The sequence below is a fragment of the Streptomyces sp. NPDC005791 genome (assembly GCF_042871485.1).
Lineage (GTDB): Bacteria > Actinomycetota > Actinomycetes > Streptomycetales > Streptomycetaceae > Streptomyces.
The window spans coordinates 1-16,359 of sequence record NZ_JBIAIP010000012.1; the positions used below are offsets into that span (position 1 = coordinate 1).

Consider the following 16,359-nt stretch of genomic DNA (forward strand, 5'->3'; position numbering starts at 1 on the left):
CCGGTGGCCTCCGCACTGAGCCAGTACATGGCCCAGCGCCAGGGGTATCTGAATTCGATGGCGGAGCGTATCCAGGCCGCTGTGCTGGGGGCGGCGAAGGCCACCAACGAGTACGTGGCCGGTGACCTGGACGCGGCGAAGCACGCGCAGGACGCGGCGAAGGCCGTGCGGCTGGACCTGCTGAAGGATGCTCCCGGGGGGAACAAGTGAGCAACGACCAGCCGATACCCCTGGAAGGCATCCCGGTCTTCACCGGGAACCTGGCGACCCTGGATGTGAAGGTCACCGAGCTGACCTCGGCCGGGGAGACCATCGCGGCGACGACCGCCGATGTCCACAGCAGCTTCGGCGGTCTCCAGGCCTTCTACAAGGCGCCGGAGGCGGAGCAGCTGTTCGCGACGACGAAGCCGGTCGTGGACACCGGGCTGACGCTGCAGTCGGACCTCAAGACCATCGCGGGTGCGCTGAGCACGTATTCGGACACGGTGTATCCGCTGGTCGAGAAGCTGAAGGAGATCAAGCGGGACGCCGGTGCGTTCCTGGTGAAGGTCAACGCCGACGACAAGTGGCGTGAGGACGGCGACCTGATCGAGGAGAACAACAACCGGCGTGACGAGATCGCCGAGACCCTGTCCGCGTTCCAGGACGCGGAGATCGCCTGCCACGCGAAGATCGTCGGGTTGGTCTGCGGGGTCCCGCTGAAGAAGAGTGACGGTTCCGACAGCAAGCACCAGTACGGCTATGACGCCGAGACCCTCAAGCAGGCCGAGGGCCTGCCGTGGGGTGATCCGCTGGTGGAGTCGACGCCGGGGTGGCAGGTGTGGGAGCACGCCTGGGACTTCACCAAGGGTTTCTTCGTCGACGGGGTCTGGGGCACGGTCAAGGGTTTGGGCACCCTGGTCGGCTTCGACGGCTGGGACGCGGCCGGCCAGGCGTGGAAGGGCCTGGCCCAGCTCGCCACCGGTGTCGCGATATCGCTGAGCCCGGTGGCCGCGGTGGGTTTCTGGACGGCGAAGGACGAGGACCTGCCGACCTGGCTGCGTGAGTCCCGCACCGCGGTGAAGGAGACCGGGAAGGCGCTGATCGCCTACGACCAGTGGGGCGAGAACCCCGCCCGGGCGGCCGGGGCGGTCACCTTCAACGTCGTCACCACCGTCTTCACCGGCGGTACGGGTGGCGCGGTCGCCGGCGGCGGCAAGGCCGCCCTCGCCGCGAAGGCCCTGTCCGCGGCGGGCAAGGTGGGCCGCTTCGTCGACCCGATGACCTACATCTTCAAGGGCGCGGGCTTCGGCCTCACGAAGGTCGGCGACGCCATGGCCGGCCTCAAGGGCCTGGGCACCATCGAGATACCACCCCTCCCCGACAACGTCTTCACCCTCCCCGAAGGCGCCGTACGCCTGGCCGACGGGACGGTCGACCTCCCCGCGGGCGCCACCCTCCCGGACGGAGCGGTCCGCCTCGCGGACGGCACGGTCAGACTCCCCGAAGGCGTGATCGCCCTCCCGGAAGGCACCGTCAAGAACCCCTTCGACGAGGGCGCCGCCTACGCCGACCTCAACGGCAACCTCTACGACGAGAGCGGCACCCTCGTCCAACGCGCCGAAGACGCCCGCACGGAACCCGCCAAGACCGACCTCGACGCGAACACCCCGGACCACACCCGCGTCGAAACCCCGGTACGGCAGCCGGTACTGGTCGGCGCGGGGGCGCGTGGGGGCGATGGACTGGGCGATGTCGGCCGGGCCGAAAGCAGCCTTGGCGACACGGGCCGACTCGTAGACGATCTTCCAAACGCCAATCACCTACCTGACAAGGGCCTCGGTGACAGCGGTCCGACGGGCCGGCCGAGCCATGACGTGCCAGGGGAGAGTACGACCCGTCCAGCAGGCGGTGTGGCGGACAGCATGCCGCACAACAGCCACACCCCCGGCGACGGCGGGAACGCACCTCGCAGCCCAGGCCCCAGTGCAGTGGACGACGTCACCACCGGTGGCCGGCCAGACGCCACGCCAACCGGCGACCGCGGGATCGGCTCCGTTCCGCACCAGACGGGCGGTCACGCTCCAGGCAGCGGCTCCGGTCACGGTCCCGCTGGGGGCAATGGGCTGCCCGAGCCCCGAGATCCGCGTACGTACACTCCGGCTGAGCGCCAAGCGATCATGGATCACCAGGTGGCGCGCGCGAACAACGATCCCGCGTACCGCAAGGAGTACTACCGCAAGAACGGTTATCGACTCGATGATGCTCGCGTCGACGAGACAGGCCTCGTTCCTCCACAGATCGTTGAACTGCCCGGTGGCGTCTGGGCACCCAAATCAGAGCTCGCGCCTCCGCTGAAGCCGGACTACCTGGACGAGATCCCGCTGGAGCGTGATCGTAAGTCAGCCACGCCGGAGGCACGTGCAGCTCTCGACGATTTGGCGAAGGCTCGACACGATGCCATCGCCGCGGACCACCCGTTCCACGTAGAACATGGCAACGCCCGAAAACAATTCAAACTACACGGAACGGACGAACTGCGGGCCGCTCTTGATGAAGCCGCTACAAAACACAAGGGCCCCCACAATGCGTCCACAAAAGCAAGTGAAACATTTGGCGAAGAAATTGCGCGCAAGCACGCGATTCCCGAACTCTACCCGAATGCCGAGCCGCTCACTCTTCACGGACCCAAGAATGGAAACGATCAGTTCGACCAGGTCTACAAGGATGGCGACCGGTATGTTGTCGTCGAGGCCAAGAGCCACGTGGACACGAAACTGGGTGAGCGCCTCGTTCGCGGCGCACGGTTTTCCCAGGGATCACGCACATATTTCCTTGACATTCTCGAACAAATGACGAAGAGAGAACGTAAATTCCCTAGCGAAGGGGCTTTGGCTGCTGACTTGAGGCGGGCCCTTCGGGATGGCCGGGTCGATTACATCGTGGTCAGGGGACAAGACAACGCTGGGACCTACACTGGGTACACAATGAGCAAGTTCGACATCGGGGAGCGTTCGTGACCGTAACAGTGCCTCGCCATGGTGCCCCTGGGCCCGACGACGAAGGTTATGCGAGGAAGGTGACGGAGAGGACGATCGAGGAGATCGAGTCACTCGAAGAGGCTCCCCACATGATCGATGCGTTGTGGAACTCTGTGCGGACATGCGTCCAGGCGCGCTCCACGGTCGATCCCGCAGGCTCGGGTATCGATACCTGGGAAGCGGTGGTCAACGCGATGCAGGTCGGGTCAGCGGTCTTCCGTGCTGCCGGAGCCACCGAAGGCGTGATCGAGTGCCGCATCCATCACGAGATGCGGAGGCTTCCCGCTACGGGACCCAGGAGTTTCACCAGTGCACCGGAATGGATCGATGCTTTCTGGTACGCGATCATTTGTCGCGACCAGAAGCGGATGACCGAACTGTGCGAGGTGCCTCTGGATGTACTGCGGGCGTCCGGCGCTGAGCACGACGAGTACCTCTACAACTGGGTATCCACGCTGCAGGCATACTGGTTGCGCCAGCAACCCACGATGGTTGAGGAGCTCACGGAAGCTTTCCGAAACTCGCACCCAGACTCTGTACGCATCTCCCCGCGAGACTGGCTACAGAACATCTCGTATCCCCCGATCAACCTCTTCTACCGATTCGTCAAGCACGACCACGAAGGCTTCAATGCCGCCCTGGTGGAAGCGCTGGAACTCCACAAGACGTACTGGACGTCAGATGAGGACCGCGAGAATGACATCGATGGCCTGTGGGCCATCGGCCCACTGGCCATCGCCTGCCTCGCCTACGACGGCGACTTCCCTATCGAGGTCGTTTCGGATTACCTGCCTGTCCAACTACTGAATCGCAGTTGGTTGGGTGAGTTCCCGACCTGAGAGAACTCAGGCCCCGCCACGCGTTCCCTACGCACAACGTGAATGACTTCTGCAGCGTCGCCTCTTTCTAGCGGGAGGGCCGCTTTGGCGCTCCGGGAAGCAGGGGAATCGCGGCCCTCTCCGCGCCGGACTTCCTGGCGGGCGGCTGACAGCAGATCCGCGACCTGGCAGGGCCCCACTGGTGGTCCACGATGCGTCTGGCCGGCCTTGAGGCCCTCCCGCAGCGCCGTACACCTCACCCGCGGGACGACCCCCACCATGCGTGAGCTGCTGCTGGAGCTGCGCTTCCCGCGAACGTTCCTGTTCCCTCAGGCCGACGGCGCGCCCGCCGGGGCCGACGCACTCGCCGAAGCCGGGGTGCGTGTGGTCCCGGTCCCCGACTGCGGGCACAACATCATGCTGGACAACCCGGACGCGTTCGCACGGGCGACCGCCGCCGCGCTCTCGGCCGACGTCTGAGAGACGCCGGCCGACGGCGTACTCACCGGTCGGCGCAGGTCTCCTCGCCGAAGATCTCTTCGGCGGTGGCGGCCTGGAGCGCGCCGATCAACCGCTGGCGCGAGAGTTCCGAGTCGCGGCAGGTGGTGCTCCTCCCGCGAATGGCGTCGGTGACGTCGATACCGCGTGCGCTGAGGGCGAGCAGGATGTTCTGGGCGAAGCCCTCCCCGCCCTCCCTGATTTATGCGGAGAACGGCGAGATGTGGAACGACAGATCGGGCACCCGGGTTCCTCAGGTGTCGGTATTTCCGTGCGTCGCGAAGGCGAAACGACGTCTTACTGGTCGTCGGAGGGCTGCTCGCCGAAGACCTCGCCAGCCGTGGTGGCTACGAATGCGCGAGTCAGCCATCGGCGGAGAGGTTCCGGGTCGCCACACGCGATGATCTTCTGTCGGTCGGCATCGGTGATGCTGATGCCTCGCACGTCGAGGGCAAGCAGGAGACTCTCAACCAGGCCTTGCGCGCGGCCTTCGTCACGGATTCCTTCGGAGAGCGGCGAGGTGTAGAAGGAGAGATCCACGGCCACCAGGTTCCTCCACTGTTGTGCGGCGGGGCGGTTGCCCAAGCCTTGTGCGATGAGTTCGACGAAGGGTTCGGCGATCGATTCCGGTGTGTCGCGCAGGGCGACCGACATCGTCTTCAGTATCGCATCAACGTCCGGATTGTCTGCGTGTGTAATCGCGGAGAGTGTGGCGAGCGCAAGGTCTTTCCGGGCTTCGGCCACGTTCGTGATGACGGGCATGTTGTGGGGGCCGGCCACGAGGGGGCGGGTCGTGACGGTCGACCATTGGGGCAGGCCGATGGTGAGCGGCCTGCCCGCCCATGCGGCGGTGGCGTGGTCCTGGCAGATCACGAGGAGCAGCACGGGGAGCCGGTACTTGTTGTTGAGGTACGTGACGTAGTAAGGCCAGCTGGCTGTTTTGCCGGGGTCCTTCTTGCCCTGCGCCTCGACCACGAGGAGGAAAGGGCCGTCGTCGTGCGTCTCGATGCGCAGGAGGGTGTCGACGCGTCGTTCGAGCGGTTCGGTTTCGGTGAGGTCGACGGTCAGAGGTTCTGCCGATACGAGGGACGGCAGGCCGAGCCCGAGGACGTCGGAGAGCCCGGAGATGAGCTTCGGGTACTCCTGGAAGACGCGGTGCATCGCTTCGTGTGGTGCGCTGACCATGGGTTTCCGTTCGGGATCAGGCGGCGGTGGGCAGGTCGGTACGGCAGTCACGACAGTGGCCGGGGTGCCGCGAGCGGAAGGCTCGGTCGCAGCGGTCGCAGTTCTGGAGCGGGATGACGACCGCGCGCGGACGCGCGGCCTCCAGCTCGCGCGTGCCCGGCAGCGGGGGCGGCAGGAGCGTGGTGATCCGGTGCCGCAGGAGTTTGGCGGGGTGTTTCAGCGGTACGGGCAGGTCGGCGGTGAGGGCGTGCCGCACGGTGTCGGGGTGCGCGTCGCGTTCGAGCCAGGTGACGACGCCAGGCGTGAGCGCGCGGATGTCCGCCTCGGAAAGGACGAGTTGGGGAGCCTGACGACGCAGGTCGGCCAGGAGCGCGGCGGCCGTGCGTCGGATCTCCGGGGTGGGCCCTGTCGGCTGCGGAAGCGGTACGGGTGCGGCCGTGCGGGCGGTAGGGGGCGGTACGCGGGCAGGTACGGGAGGCGGCGTCAGCCGCGGCTCCGGCTGCGGCTGCGGCTGCGACTGCGCCGAGATCACCGGGGCTGCGGCCTCGCGTGGCGCGGTCCGAGGCTTGGCGGTCATGACGGCAGGGGCGTCCGCGCCCGGCTGGTTGTACGAGACCGTACGCGTCACGATGCGGCCGTCGGCGAGGCGTACGCGGCGGCGATGCAGGTAACCGGCCGCCTCCAACTCCCGTAAAGCGGCAGCAATACGGGTCTCACTCTCCGGGAAGCGTTCGGCGAGGCGCTTGATGCCGATCTTCGCTCCGGCCGGCAGCGACTGAATGTGCACGGCCAGGCCGACCGCGACGAGAGAGAGGCCCCGGTGCTGGGCCAGGTGATTGCCGATGACGGTGAAGCCTGCGGTGTGCCGCACGTTGCTGTGGATCACGCCGGATACAGCGGGCCGGGCGCACGGCGGCGCGGTAATCTGCTGGGTATCCATCGGGAAGCTTCTGGCCTTCCTCGGTGGTCAGGCCCTCGACCGGGATGTCAGTCCCGTCGGGGGCCGTCTCATGTCTGTGGTGGTCGAGGCGAGCATATGCCCGACAACACCTGCCAAATCCAGCTCAGTTGCCTTATGTCACCCGAGTGAGTGACGAAGCGCGTATGGGGCGGGTTGGGTTGGGAAGGGTTTTTTCCCCGAGTTCTTTTCAAGCTTTTGGCATCGTGGGCCACCGCGTCGCGGCTCACCGGGTCGCGGGCACCCGCGACCCGGTGGCGGCAGTCACCGTACGAGGTCGACTTCGGCCCAGACCGTCTTGCGCGGGGCAGGCCCGACGTCGATGCCCCAGCGGTCCGCGAGTGCTCCGACGATCAGCAGGCCGCGACCCGACTCCGCGTCGTCGGTCGGCATGCCGACGGAGCCGGGCGTAGGTGGAAGCCGCTCGCCTCGGGTGTCGGTCACCTCGATAGGAGGCGCACATCGCGGTGGACCACGAGGCCCAGCCGGAAGTCCCGGCCTGATACGCGGCTCGCCTTCACCCCCACCCCGTGGGAAGCCTTCCTCACGTACGCCTCCGAGCGCCGACCCTCGCACCACCGTCGCCTGCCGCCCGGAGGGAGCCCCGGGCGGCAGGGAGGAGTCAGCTGGTCCGGAAGTCGTCCGCGGTCCTGATCCGGTCGCGGATCCAGACGCCGGCGGGCTTCAGCGACGAGGTCCCGGCCCAAGGGCCCCCGCTGTTGCAGGTGCCCGGCTTGAAGACGGCACCGGAGCGGTGGTCGTCGGAGAAGTTCCAGTTGACCCAGCTGATCTTCTTGGCCTTCATCAGGTCGAGGTAGCGCTGGGACATCGCGAAGTCGTCCTCCCCCTCCCCCGAGTAGTTCTGGGTGCCGAACTCGGTGACGAACACGGGGAGCTTCTCGGCGGCCCGGGAAAGGGTCGCGAGGTACTCGTCGCGGTGCGAGTCGGCGTAGAAGTGGAAGGTGTACATGATGTTGGGGGCGTTGACCCGGTTGTTCACGACCTCGGATTCGTCGGCCCCTTCGGACACACCGAACGAGGACCAGGCGCGGGTGCCGACCAGGACGGGGGCGTCGGAGTCGATGTTCCGGATGACCGGGATGATCTGCTCCGCGTAGCTCTTGATCTGCGGCCAGCTCACGCCACTGGGCTCGTTGGCGATCTCGTAGATGATGTTGCTCTTCGCCTTGTTGCTGTTCGCGATGTCGGTGAAGAACTTCCGCGCGTTGGCGAGGTTGGCGTTCGGGTCACCCGGACTCAGCATGTGCCAGTCGACGATGACGTACATACCGCGGTCGGTCGCCTGCTGGACGAGAGTGTTCGCGAGGTCGGTGAAGTGCTGGGGGTCGGTCTCGTAGCCGTCTTCCTGTACGTACGTGGAGACCCGCAGGACATCGGCCTTCCAGTCGTCCGCCAGGGCGTCCAGCGAGCCGCCGGTCAGGCACTGCGGGTACCACTGCGTGCCGTGGCTGCTCATGCCGCGCAGCTGGATGGGGTTGCCGTGCTCGTTGCAGAGCTTGGTGCCGCACACGGAGAGCTGTCCATTGACTGCGACGGGACTCGCACCGGTCGGCGGATCGATGGGCGGCTCGGTGTTTCCGCCGCCCTCACAGGGCGCGCCGTTGACGGTGCAGTTGAAGGGCAGTCCGAGACCGCTGGCGTTGAAGCCGAAACTCGCCGTCCGGCCGGGGTCGAGGCCGCCGTTGTAGGAGACGTTGGTGAAGGTGTAGCGCTGCCCTTGCCGGGTCATGACGGTGGACCACTGACTGGAGATGTTCGTGCCGGCCGGCAGGTCGAACTCGACGGTCCAGCCGTTCGCCGCCGTGGCGGCGTCGTTGGTGATGGCCACGGCGGCGCCGTAACCGCTGTCCCATGCCGACGTCCGGGTGATCTTCGCAGTCATCCCGGCGACGGCCGCCTGTGCCTGGTGGTCGACGGTGGCGACCGTCCGGTCCGGGGCGGGGGCGGCAGGCGCAGCCGGTGCGGCGGTCACCGTCAGGGCGAAGAGTAAGGCGCCGCCGATTGCGGCAGCGACCGGGCGTATCCGAAAACGTGCCGGGCTCATGGAGGGCTCCGTTCACAGGTTCCGCAGGTTAGGAAACTTTCCTGACGGAAGAGAACCAAGGAGTGGAGACACTTTGCAAGGTTCACGACAACACTGTGAAGGGTCCGTCGCCGAGCGGAGAGCGAAAGGGCCGGGTCCCCCCTCCGGACCCGGCCCCGCCTCCCTGCCCGTTCAGGCGCTGCGCACCGCCGCCGTGGAACCGCGTACCACCAGTTCCGGCTGGAACACGTACTCCGTGCGCTGCACGGGGCTTCCGCCGATCTCCTCCAGCAGGGCTCCCACCGCGGCCGCCGCCATCGCCTGTACCGGCTGGCGTACGGTCGTCAGCGGCGGGTCGGTGAAGGCGATCAGCTGCGAGTCGTCGAAGCCGACGACGGAGACGTCACGCGGGACGTCGAAGCCCCTCCCCCGCGCTGCCCGGACCACGCCGAGCGCCATCAGGTCGCTGCCGCAGACGATGCCGGTGCAGCCGGCGTCGAGCAGGGCGCCTGCCGCGACCTGGCCGCCCTCGACGCTGAACAGGGTGGAGCAGACCAGGAGTTCGGCCTCCTCGCGGCCCATGCCCAGCAGGGAGACCGCCGCATCGACGAAGCCGTCGCGCTTACGCCGGGACGGCACGTAGCGCTGCGGTCCGATCGCCAGGCCGATCCGCCGGTGCCCCAGCTCGGCGAGATGGCTGACAGCCATCCGCACGGCGGCCTGGTCGTCAGGCGAGACGAACGGGGCGCTGATGCGCTCGTTGTAGCCGTTGATCAGCACGAACGGCACGCCACGTTCGGTGAGCGCCGCATAGCGTGCCGGGTCCGCCGAGGTGTCGGCGTGCAGCCCGGACAGGAAGACGATGCCGCCCACGCCCCGCTCGACGAGTTGTTCCACGAGCTCGTCCTCGGTGGCGCCGCCGGGCAGCTGGGTGCAGAGCACGGGTGTGTAGCCGTGCCCGGCGAGGACCTGCTCCACGGACTGCGCGAACGCCGGGAAGATCGGGTTGACCAGCTCGGGTGTCACCAGTCCGATCAGTCCGGCGCTGCGCTGCCGCAGCCGTACGGGGCGCTCGTAGCCGAGGATGTCGAGCGCCGCGAGCACCCGCTGACGCGTGGTGTCCGCGACGCCCGGCTTCCCGTTCAGGACCCGGCTGACGGTGGCCTCGCTGACCGTGGCCTGACCGGCGATGTCGGAGAGCCGAAGCGCCGGTCCGGTCCTGGGTGCGGGGACGGTCACACCGTCCACCACACCGTGGTGTCGGCGGGCAGCTCGACGGTGTCGCCGTCGACGGTCACCGGGGTGCTGGCGAGCAGCGGGGTGCCGGGGGCGTCCATCCGTACCGGCGCGCCCGTCGTGTTGACGGTGCAGACGAAGCCGGGGCGGCCGAGGGCGAGGACGCCTTCGGGGGCGTCCAGCCACGTGACGTCCGTGCCGGCGCCGAGTCCCGGGTGCTCGCGGCGGGCCGCGATCGCGGCGCGGTACAGCTCCAGGGTGGAACCCTCCGTGCCGCTCTGCGCCTCGATGGAGAGCGCGCCCCAGCTGTCGGGCTGCGGCAGCCAGCTGCCACCGTCGCCGAAGCCGTACGAGGTGCCCTCGCGGGTCCACGGGATCGGCACCCGGCATCCGTCGCGGAAGCCGTCCTGGCCCTCGGCGCGGAAGTACGACGGGTCCTGGCGGGCCTCGTCGGGCAGGTCGGTGACGTCGGGCAGACCCAGCTCCTCGCCCTGGTAGACGTAGGCGGAGCCGGGGAGGGCCAGCATCAGCAGGGTGGCAGCGCGTGCCCTGCGCAGGCCGAGCTCGCGGTCGCCGGGGGTGCGGATCTGGGTGCCCAGGCCCGGCGGGTTGGCGAAGCGGGTGGCGTGCCGGGTGACGTCGTGGTTGGAGAGCACCCAGGTGGTGGGGGCGCCCACCGGACGCATCGCGTCGAGCGAGGAGTCGATGACGGCCCGCAGTTCGGCGGCGTCCCAGGCGGTGGACAGGTACTGGAAGTTGAAGGCCTGGTGCATCTCGTCGGGGCGCACGTAGTTGGCGGTGCGCTCGACGGTGGGGGTCCACGCCTCGGCGACGAGGATGCGCCCGCCCGTCGCCCGCCGCCACCCTTCTGACGAAGGCCCTTCGGGCCCCCTGCTATCGGGGTACTCGTCGAGGATGGTGCGCCAGCTGCGGTAGATCGCGTGCACACCGTCCTGGTCGAAGAACGGCATGACGTCATTGCCCAGCAGCTTCAGCTGCTCGTGGGAGCCCATGTCCGGGAGGCCGTCGGCCTTGACGAGGCCGTGGGCGACGTCGACGCGGAAGCCGTCGACGCCCATGTCGAGCCAGAAGCGGAGGATGGAGCGGAACTCGTCGGCGACGGCCGGGTGTTCCCAGTTGAAGTCGGGCTGCTCCGGTGCGAAGAGGTGCAGATACCAGTCGCCGGGGGTGCCGTCCGGGTCGGTGGTCCGGGTCCAGGCGGGGCCGCCGAAGATGGACTCCCAGTCGTTGGGAGGGAGTTCGCCGTCGGCGCCCTTGCCGGGGCGGAAGTGGTAGCGCTCCCGCAGGGCGGAGCCGGGGCCCTCGGCCAGGGCGCGCTTGAACCACTCGTGCTGGTCGGACGAGTGGTTGGGCACCAGGTCGACGATGATGCGCAGGCCCAGGCCGTGGGCCTCACGGATCAGCGCGTCGGCGTCGAGGAGCGTGCCGAACATCGGGTCGATCGCCCGGTAGTCGGCGACGTCGTAGCCCGCGTCGGCCTGCGGCGAGGCGTAGAAGGGGCTGAGCCAGACGGCGTCGACGCCGAGGTCCCTGAGGTACGGGAGCCGCGCGGTGACGCCCGCGAGGTCACCCATGCCGTCGCCGTTGCCGTCGGCGAAGCTCCGTGGATAGACCTGGTAGATCACCGCGTCCTGCCACCAGCCGGTGCGGTGGCCCGGGGCGTCGTCGGACGTGCCGGTGGAGGGGGCAGCGAGGTGCTGGGTCATGTCGTCCCTGGGGTGTCTGGGTGGGGAGCGGCGCCGGGACCGGGTCGGGGATCCGGCGCCGCCCTGACGGGTGCGGTCGTACGGTCGTGCGGGACTCAGCCCTTGACGGCTCCGGCGGACATGCCGGTGACCAGGTGCTTCTGCGCGAAGAGGAAGACCAGCGCGGCCGGGATGGCGATGAGCACGGACGCCGCGGTCATCGGGCCCCACTGGGCGCCGTACTGGTTGACGAACTTCTGCAGTCCGCCGGCGAGGGTGAGGTTCTCGTCACCGACCATGAACGCGGAGGCGTACGCCACTTCGCCCCAGGCGGTGATGAAGGAGTAGAACGCGGTGACGGCCAGGCCGGGCTTGGCGAGCGGCAGGATGAGCCGCCAGAACGTGCCGAACGGGGTGAGTCCGTCGACCTGTCCCGACTCGTCGATCTCGCGCGGAATCGTGTCGAAGAAGCCCTTCATCATCCAGGCGCAGAAGGGCACCGAGATGGTGAGGTAGGTGATGACGAGCCCGGCCGGCTGGTTGAGCAGGCCCATCGTCGACATGATGTTGTAGATCGGCACGATGAGGACGGCCACCGGGAACATCTGGGTGACCAGCAGGGTCCACATCAGCCCGCGCTTGCCGGGGAAGCGGAAGCGGCTGACGGCGTAGCCGGTGGTGGCGGAGACGAAGACGCCGATGACGGTGGAGAGTCCCGCGACGATCACGGAGTTGCCGAACCAGCTCAGGAACTCGGTGTCCTTGATCAGGTTGGTGTAGTTCTCGAGCGTCGTCTCTTTGAAGAAGTCGGTGGTCGACGCGAACTTCGCGGGCTTCAGTGAGGTCAGCAGGACCCAGAGCACCGGGAAGACCGCGATCACCGACATGACGATCAGGGTGAGGTGCAGGGCCACGGAGGCGGCCGGCGAGCGGTCGCCGCGCTTGCGGACCTTGCGATCGCCGCGCTTGGCGGAGGTGGCGGGGGTCGCCGTGACGGTGGTCACCAGTTGTCTCCCTGCGTGCGGAGCACTCGCCGGTACACCATGGCGAAGAGCATCAGGAGTACGAGGATCAGCACGCCCCAGGTGGAGGACTGCGCGAAGTCGCGCGGGCTGATCTCGAAGGAGAATTTGTACGCCTGGGTGACCAGGATCTGGGTGGCCTCACCGGGTCCGCCGCGGGTCAGCAGGAAGATCACCGGGAACATGTTGAAGGTCCAGATGGTGGAGAGCAGGACCACCGTGGTGGACACCGGGCGCAGTCCGGGGAGCGTGACGTGGCGGAAGCGCTGCCAGGCGGTGGCGCCGTCCATCTCCGCGGCCTCGTACTGCTCCGCGGGGATCGACTGGAGCCCGCCGAGCAGGGCGACCATCATGAACGGCACACCGAGCCAGACGTTGACGGCGATGACGGAGAACTTGGCCCAGGTGGGGTCGTTCAGCCACGGTATGCCGTCGATCCCGGCGCCGCCGAGGATCTTGTTGAGCAGGCCGTTGTTCTCGTTGTAGAGGAAGCGCCAGGCGAAGACCGAGACGAAGCCGGGGATGGCCCAGGGCAGGATCAGTGCCATGCGGTAGGCGGAGCGGCCGGCGATCCTGCGGTTGAGGATGTTGGCGAGGGCCATGCCCAGGCAGAAGGTGATGGTCACACAGGAGACCGTCCACACCAGCGTCCAGCCCAGCGTGCCGAGGAACTGGGTGCCGGTCAGGGCGTCGGCGTAGTTGTCCAGGCCCACGAACTCGTAGGTGGCGGGCATCTCGTTGACGCCGATGGACCGGGCGACGTTGCGTTCGTCGGCGTCGGTCAGCGACAGCCAGATGCCGCGGGCCAGCGGGTAGCCGATGATCACGCCGATCACGAGCACGACCGGGGTGACCATGGTCCAGGCGTACCAGTGGACCGACAGTGCGCGCCGTATTCCGCTCGGTGGCGGGGGGTTGCCAGTACCGCGGCTCCGGCCGCGGGCGACGTCGTCGCCCGCGGCCTTCGCCACCGACTGGCTGGTGTGGACAGCCATCAGCCGGCCTGCCTTCCTGGGTTACTTCCAGCCCTCGAGGAGCTTGCGGTAGGAGTCGCCGGTCGTCTTGGCGGCCTTCTCCGGCGTGGTCTGGCCGGTGAGGACCTTGGTGTACTCGACGTTCAGCGGCGCGAAGAGGCTGCCGGTCTCCGGGATCCAGGGACGCTCGACCGCGGTCTCGACGACGGGCTTGAAGAACTGGACGATCTCGCTGTCAGCGGCCTCCTGCTTGGAGTACGCGGAGGTGCGGGTCGGCAGCAGGTTGAGCTCACCGGCGGCCTGGGCCTGGGACTCGACCGAGGTCATGTACTCGACGAAGGCGTAGGAGGCCTCGATGTTCTTGGAGCCCGCGTAGACGCCGAGGTTGTGGCCGCCCTGCGGGGCGCCCTGTGCGGCGGAGCCGGCCGGCACCGTGGAGATGCCCAGGTTCGCCTTGTCGGTGAACTCCTTGCCGGTGAGCGTGTCGGCCACGGCCCAGGGGCCGTTGATCATCATCGCGACGTCGCCGTTCTTGAACGACTGCATCATGTTCTCCCAGCCGTCCGTGGCGTCGGTCTTGGCCGCCCCGGAGTCGACGAGGTCCTTCACGACACCGAACGCCTTGACGCCCTCGGCGCTGTCCACGGTGACGGTCTTCTCCTTCGCGTCGACCAGGTCGCCGCCCTCGCCGTAGAGGAAGGAGAGGAAGTAGTACGAGTCGTCGCCGCGCAGGTAGAGACCGGTCTTGCCGGTCTTGTCCTTGATCTTCTTGGCGACGGTCTTCAGATCGGCGATCTTCGCGGGCGGCTCGACACCGGCGTCCTTGAACATCTTCTTGTTGTAGAAGATGCCCATGGAGTCGATGACCTGCGGGACCGCGTACGTCTTGTCCTTGTACCGGGTCGACGCGGCGGCCTGCTCGAGGAAATCGCCCTGGTCCTTCAGTGCCGCGGTGCCGTCCAGCGGGGCGAGGTAGCCGAGGTCGGCGAACTCGGGGGTCCAGGCGACCTCGGAGCGGATGACGTCAGGAGCGCCGGAACCGGCCTGGGCCGCGTTCTTGAACTTGTTCTGCGCCTCGCCGAAGGGGACGTTGACGTACTTGACGTCGACCTCCGGGTGCTTCTTCTCGAAGCCCTCGGCGATCTTCTTGAAGACCTTGTCCTCGCTGCCGACGTTCGAGGTGTCCCACCACGTCACCGTGCCGGAGAGCTCGCCCGAGCTCTTGCTGCCGCCGGACTCGTCGTCGCTTCCGCAAGCGGTCGCCGCGAGCGCCAGGGTCGCGACCAGGGCGGTGGCCGTTATGCCACGTCGCATCTGAACTCCTTCAACTGCCGTACCGCTCCGTCGCGGCGCCGGGTCGACGTGAACGTAACAAGGATGAAAGATGACCGAAAGAGTTTGCGGAAGATTTCTGCAAGCTCTGCTGATCGTTACATTGGCGTGTCCGCAAGGTTGCCGTCAAGCCTCTTGACGCAAGCCCTTACGCCCTGCCCGCACCTGGCCAGGCCCGTCCTGGTGGGGATGTGGCGTCGGACCCGACGGCCCAGAGAGGCCCGCAAGGCCTTGCAAGATGTTGCTGCGTGCGGGGTCCCGGCTGTTGCCCGCCGAGGCGGACCGCCCGAATCCCGTGCACGGTGGGCAATCCGACACACGCCCGGTACAGTCCAGTTCCATGACCGCACGGCTTGCCGATATCGCAAATCAGGCGGGGGTCAGCGAAGCGACGGTCAGCCGTGTACTGAACGGCAAGCCCGGTGTCGCGGCGGCCACCCGTGAATCCGTCCTCGCGGCGCTCGACGTCCTCGGCTACGAACGCCCCGTGCGCCTGCGCAGGCGCAGCGCCGGACTCGTCGGCCTGATCACGCCCGAGCTGGAGAACCCGATCTTCCCCGCGCTCGCGCAGGTCATCGGCCAGGCACTGACCAGGCAGGGTTACACGCCGGTGCTGGCGACCCAGACCCCGGGCGGGTCCACCGAGGACGAGCTCACCGAAATGCTCGTCGACCGTGGGGTCTCGGGCATCATCTTCGTCTCCGGACTGCACGCCGACACCTCCGCCGACATGCAGCGCTACGAGCAACTGCGGGCACAGGGCGTCCCCTTCGTCCTGGTCAACGGCTTCTCCCCCAAGGTGCAGGCGCCGTTCATCTCCCCCGACGACCGGGCCGCCATGCGGCTCGCGGTGACACACCTGGTGGCGCTGGGTCATCAGCGCATCGGGCTGGCGGTCGGGCCCAAGCGCTTCGTTCCGGTGCTCCGCAAGATCGAGGGCTTCCACGCCACGATGCGGGAGCAGCTGGGCCTCACCGCCGACGCGGTGGAGGAACTGGTGCAGCACTCCCTGTACACGCTGGAGGGCGGCCAGGCGGCCGCCTCGGCGCTGATGGAACGCGGCTGCACCGCGGTGGTGTGCGCGAGCGACATGATGGCGCTCGGCGCGATCCGGGCGGCCCGCCGGCTGTCGAAGGACGTGCCGCGCGACCTCTCGGTGGTCGGGTACGACGACTCGCCCCTCATAGCGTTCACCGATCCGCCGCTGACGACGATCCGGCAGCCGGTGACGGCGATGGGCCAGGCGGCCGTGCGCACCCTGCTGGAGGAGATCGGCGGCACGCCCGCCCCGCACAGCGAGTTCGTGTTCATGCCCGAACTGGTCGTACGCGGTTCAACGGCCTCCGGCCCGGGCCCCTCCTCGGCGGCCGGCGCCCGTCGGTAGTACCGGGCGGGCTAAGGTATCCGGATGTGCGACCGGGCCCCGACCGGAGGATCATCGGGCGCAGGGGACGTATCTGGCAGACTCTGCGCCTATGGGTGAATCGCTTGTGACCACACAGGAAGACCGCACGGCGGCCACCCCGTCACCCGTTGCGGACGGAACAGAAGCGTCCGGTTCCACGA

General features: G+C 68.0%; 12 protein-coding genes and 2 pseudogenes. 5 read left to right on the top strand and 9 right to left on the bottom strand.

Features of this window, described 5'->3' with window-relative positions; translation table 11 throughout:
* The 4 genes and pseudogenes from ACFYSH_RS22925 to ACFYSH_RS22940 all read left to right on the top strand — a co-directional run.
* A partial coding sequence (locus tag ACFYSH_RS22925) for a DUF6507 family protein (protein WP_388754810.1) occupies positions 1 to 210 on the top strand: 210 nt, incomplete at its 5' end.
* Positions 207 to 2,999, top strand: coding sequence for a hypothetical protein (locus ACFYSH_RS22930; RefSeq protein WP_388754813.1), 2,793 nt, complete (start codon positions 207 to 209; stop codon positions 2,997 to 2,999). The genes ACFYSH_RS22925 and ACFYSH_RS22930, both read left to right, overlap by 4 nt.
* Positions 2,996 to 3,859, top strand: coding sequence for an immunity 49 family protein (locus tag ACFYSH_RS22935; RefSeq protein WP_359474653.1), 864 nt, complete (start codon positions 2,996 to 2,998; stop codon positions 3,857 to 3,859). The genes ACFYSH_RS22930 and ACFYSH_RS22935 overlap by 4 nt, the downstream gene beginning before the upstream one ends.
* A gap of 86 nt (positions 3,860 to 3,945) precedes the next feature.
* Positions 3,946 to 4,318, top strand: a pseudogene (locus ACFYSH_RS22940) (alpha/beta hydrolase); the annotation flags it as partial.
* A gap of 315 nt (positions 4,319 to 4,633) precedes the next feature.
* Here ACFYSH_RS22940 and ACFYSH_RS22945 read toward each other — a convergent pair.
* The 9 genes and pseudogenes from ACFYSH_RS22945 to ACFYSH_RS22985 all read right to left on the bottom strand — a co-directional run bounded on the left by ACFYSH_RS22945 (position 4,634) and on the right by ACFYSH_RS22985 (position 14,775).
* Entirely contained in the window at positions 4,634 to 5,521 is an 888-nt protein-coding gene (locus ACFYSH_RS22945; protein WP_359474675.1) for a hypothetical protein, read from the bottom strand.
* A 16-nt stretch (positions 5,522 to 5,537) separates the two neighbouring features.
* Complete coding sequence (locus tag ACFYSH_RS22950; protein WP_359474650.1) at positions 5,538 to 6,461, bottom strand: helix-turn-helix domain-containing protein; 924 nt, start codon at positions 6,459 to 6,461, stop codon at positions 5,538 to 5,540.
* Positions 6,462 to 6,743: 282 nt separating this feature from the next.
* Positions 6,744 to 6,988, bottom strand: a pseudogene (locus tag ACFYSH_RS22955) (ATP-binding protein); the annotation flags it as partial.
* Positions 6,989 to 7,101: 113 nt separating this feature from the next.
* Positions 7,102 to 8,544, bottom strand: a complete 1,443-nt coding sequence (locus ACFYSH_RS22960) for a cellulase family glycosylhydrolase (RefSeq protein WP_388754817.1) — start codon at positions 8,542 to 8,544, stop codon at positions 7,102 to 7,104.
* A 171-nt stretch (positions 8,545 to 8,715) separates the two neighbouring features.
* Complete coding sequence (locus ACFYSH_RS22965; RefSeq protein WP_359474647.1) at positions 8,716 to 9,774, bottom strand: LacI family DNA-binding transcriptional regulator; 1,059 nt, start codon at positions 9,772 to 9,774, stop codon at positions 8,716 to 8,718.
* Positions 9,759 to 11,486, bottom strand: a complete 1,728-nt coding sequence (locus ACFYSH_RS22970; RefSeq protein ID WP_359474644.1) for a glycoside hydrolase family 13 protein — start codon at positions 11,484 to 11,486, stop codon at positions 9,759 to 9,761. Before ACFYSH_RS22970 ends, ACFYSH_RS22965 begins: the two co-directional genes overlap by 16 nt.
* Positions 11,487 to 11,581: 95 nt before the next feature.
* The gene (locus tag ACFYSH_RS22975; protein ID WP_388755156.1) at positions 11,582 to 12,472 is read right to left on the bottom strand and encodes a sugar ABC transporter permease; all 891 of its coding nucleotides are present in this window, start codon (positions 12,470 to 12,472) and stop codon (positions 11,582 to 11,584) included.
* The gene (locus ACFYSH_RS22980; protein ID WP_388754821.1) at positions 12,466 to 13,482 is read right to left on the bottom strand and encodes a carbohydrate ABC transporter permease; all 1,017 of its coding nucleotides are present in this window, start codon (positions 13,480 to 13,482) and stop codon (positions 12,466 to 12,468) included. The genes ACFYSH_RS22975 and ACFYSH_RS22980 overlap by 7 nt, the downstream gene beginning before the upstream one ends.
* Positions 13,483 to 13,503: 21 nt before the next feature.
* The gene (locus tag ACFYSH_RS22985; protein WP_388754824.1) at positions 13,504 to 14,775 is read right to left on the bottom strand and encodes an extracellular solute-binding protein; all 1,272 of its coding nucleotides are present in this window, start codon (positions 14,773 to 14,775) and stop codon (positions 13,504 to 13,506) included.
* A gap of 358 nt (positions 14,776 to 15,133) precedes the next feature.
* Between ACFYSH_RS22985 and ACFYSH_RS22990 the strand changes: the two genes are divergently transcribed.
* Complete coding sequence (locus ACFYSH_RS22990) at positions 15,134 to 16,177, top strand: LacI family DNA-binding transcriptional regulator (RefSeq protein ID WP_359474629.1); 1,044 nt, start codon at positions 15,134 to 15,136, stop codon at positions 16,175 to 16,177.
* The last annotated feature ends 182 nt before the right edge of the window (positions 16,178 to 16,359 follow it).

Excerpts from the sequence above, each read along its gene's own strand:
- ACFYSH_RS22980 (WP_388754821.1), bottom strand. The coding sequence starts at position 13,482 with ATGGCTGTCCACACCAGCCAGTCGGTGGCGAAGGCCGCGGGCGACGAC.
- ACFYSH_RS22950 (WP_359474650.1), bottom strand. The coding sequence starts at position 6,461 with ATGGATACCCAGCAGATTACCGCGCCGCCGTGCGCCCGGCCCGCTGTA.
- ACFYSH_RS22990 (WP_359474629.1), top strand. The coding sequence starts at position 15,134 with ATGACCGCACGGCTTGCCGATATCGCAAATCAGGCGGGGGTCAGCGAA.
- ACFYSH_RS22985 (WP_388754824.1), bottom strand. The coding sequence starts at position 14,775 with ATGCGACGTGGCATAACGGCCACCGCCCTGGTCGCGACCCTGGCGCTC.
- ACFYSH_RS22970 (WP_359474644.1), bottom strand. The coding sequence starts at position 11,486 with ATGACCCAGCACCTCGCTGCCCCCTCCACCGGCACGTCCGACGACGCC.
- ACFYSH_RS22960 (WP_388754817.1), bottom strand. The coding sequence starts at position 8,544 with ATGAGCCCGGCACGTTTTCGGATACGCCCGGTCGCTGCCGCAATCGGC.
- ACFYSH_RS22945 (WP_359474675.1), bottom strand. The coding sequence starts at position 5,521 with ATGGTCAGCGCACCACACGAAGCGATGCACCGCGTCTTCCAGGAGTAC.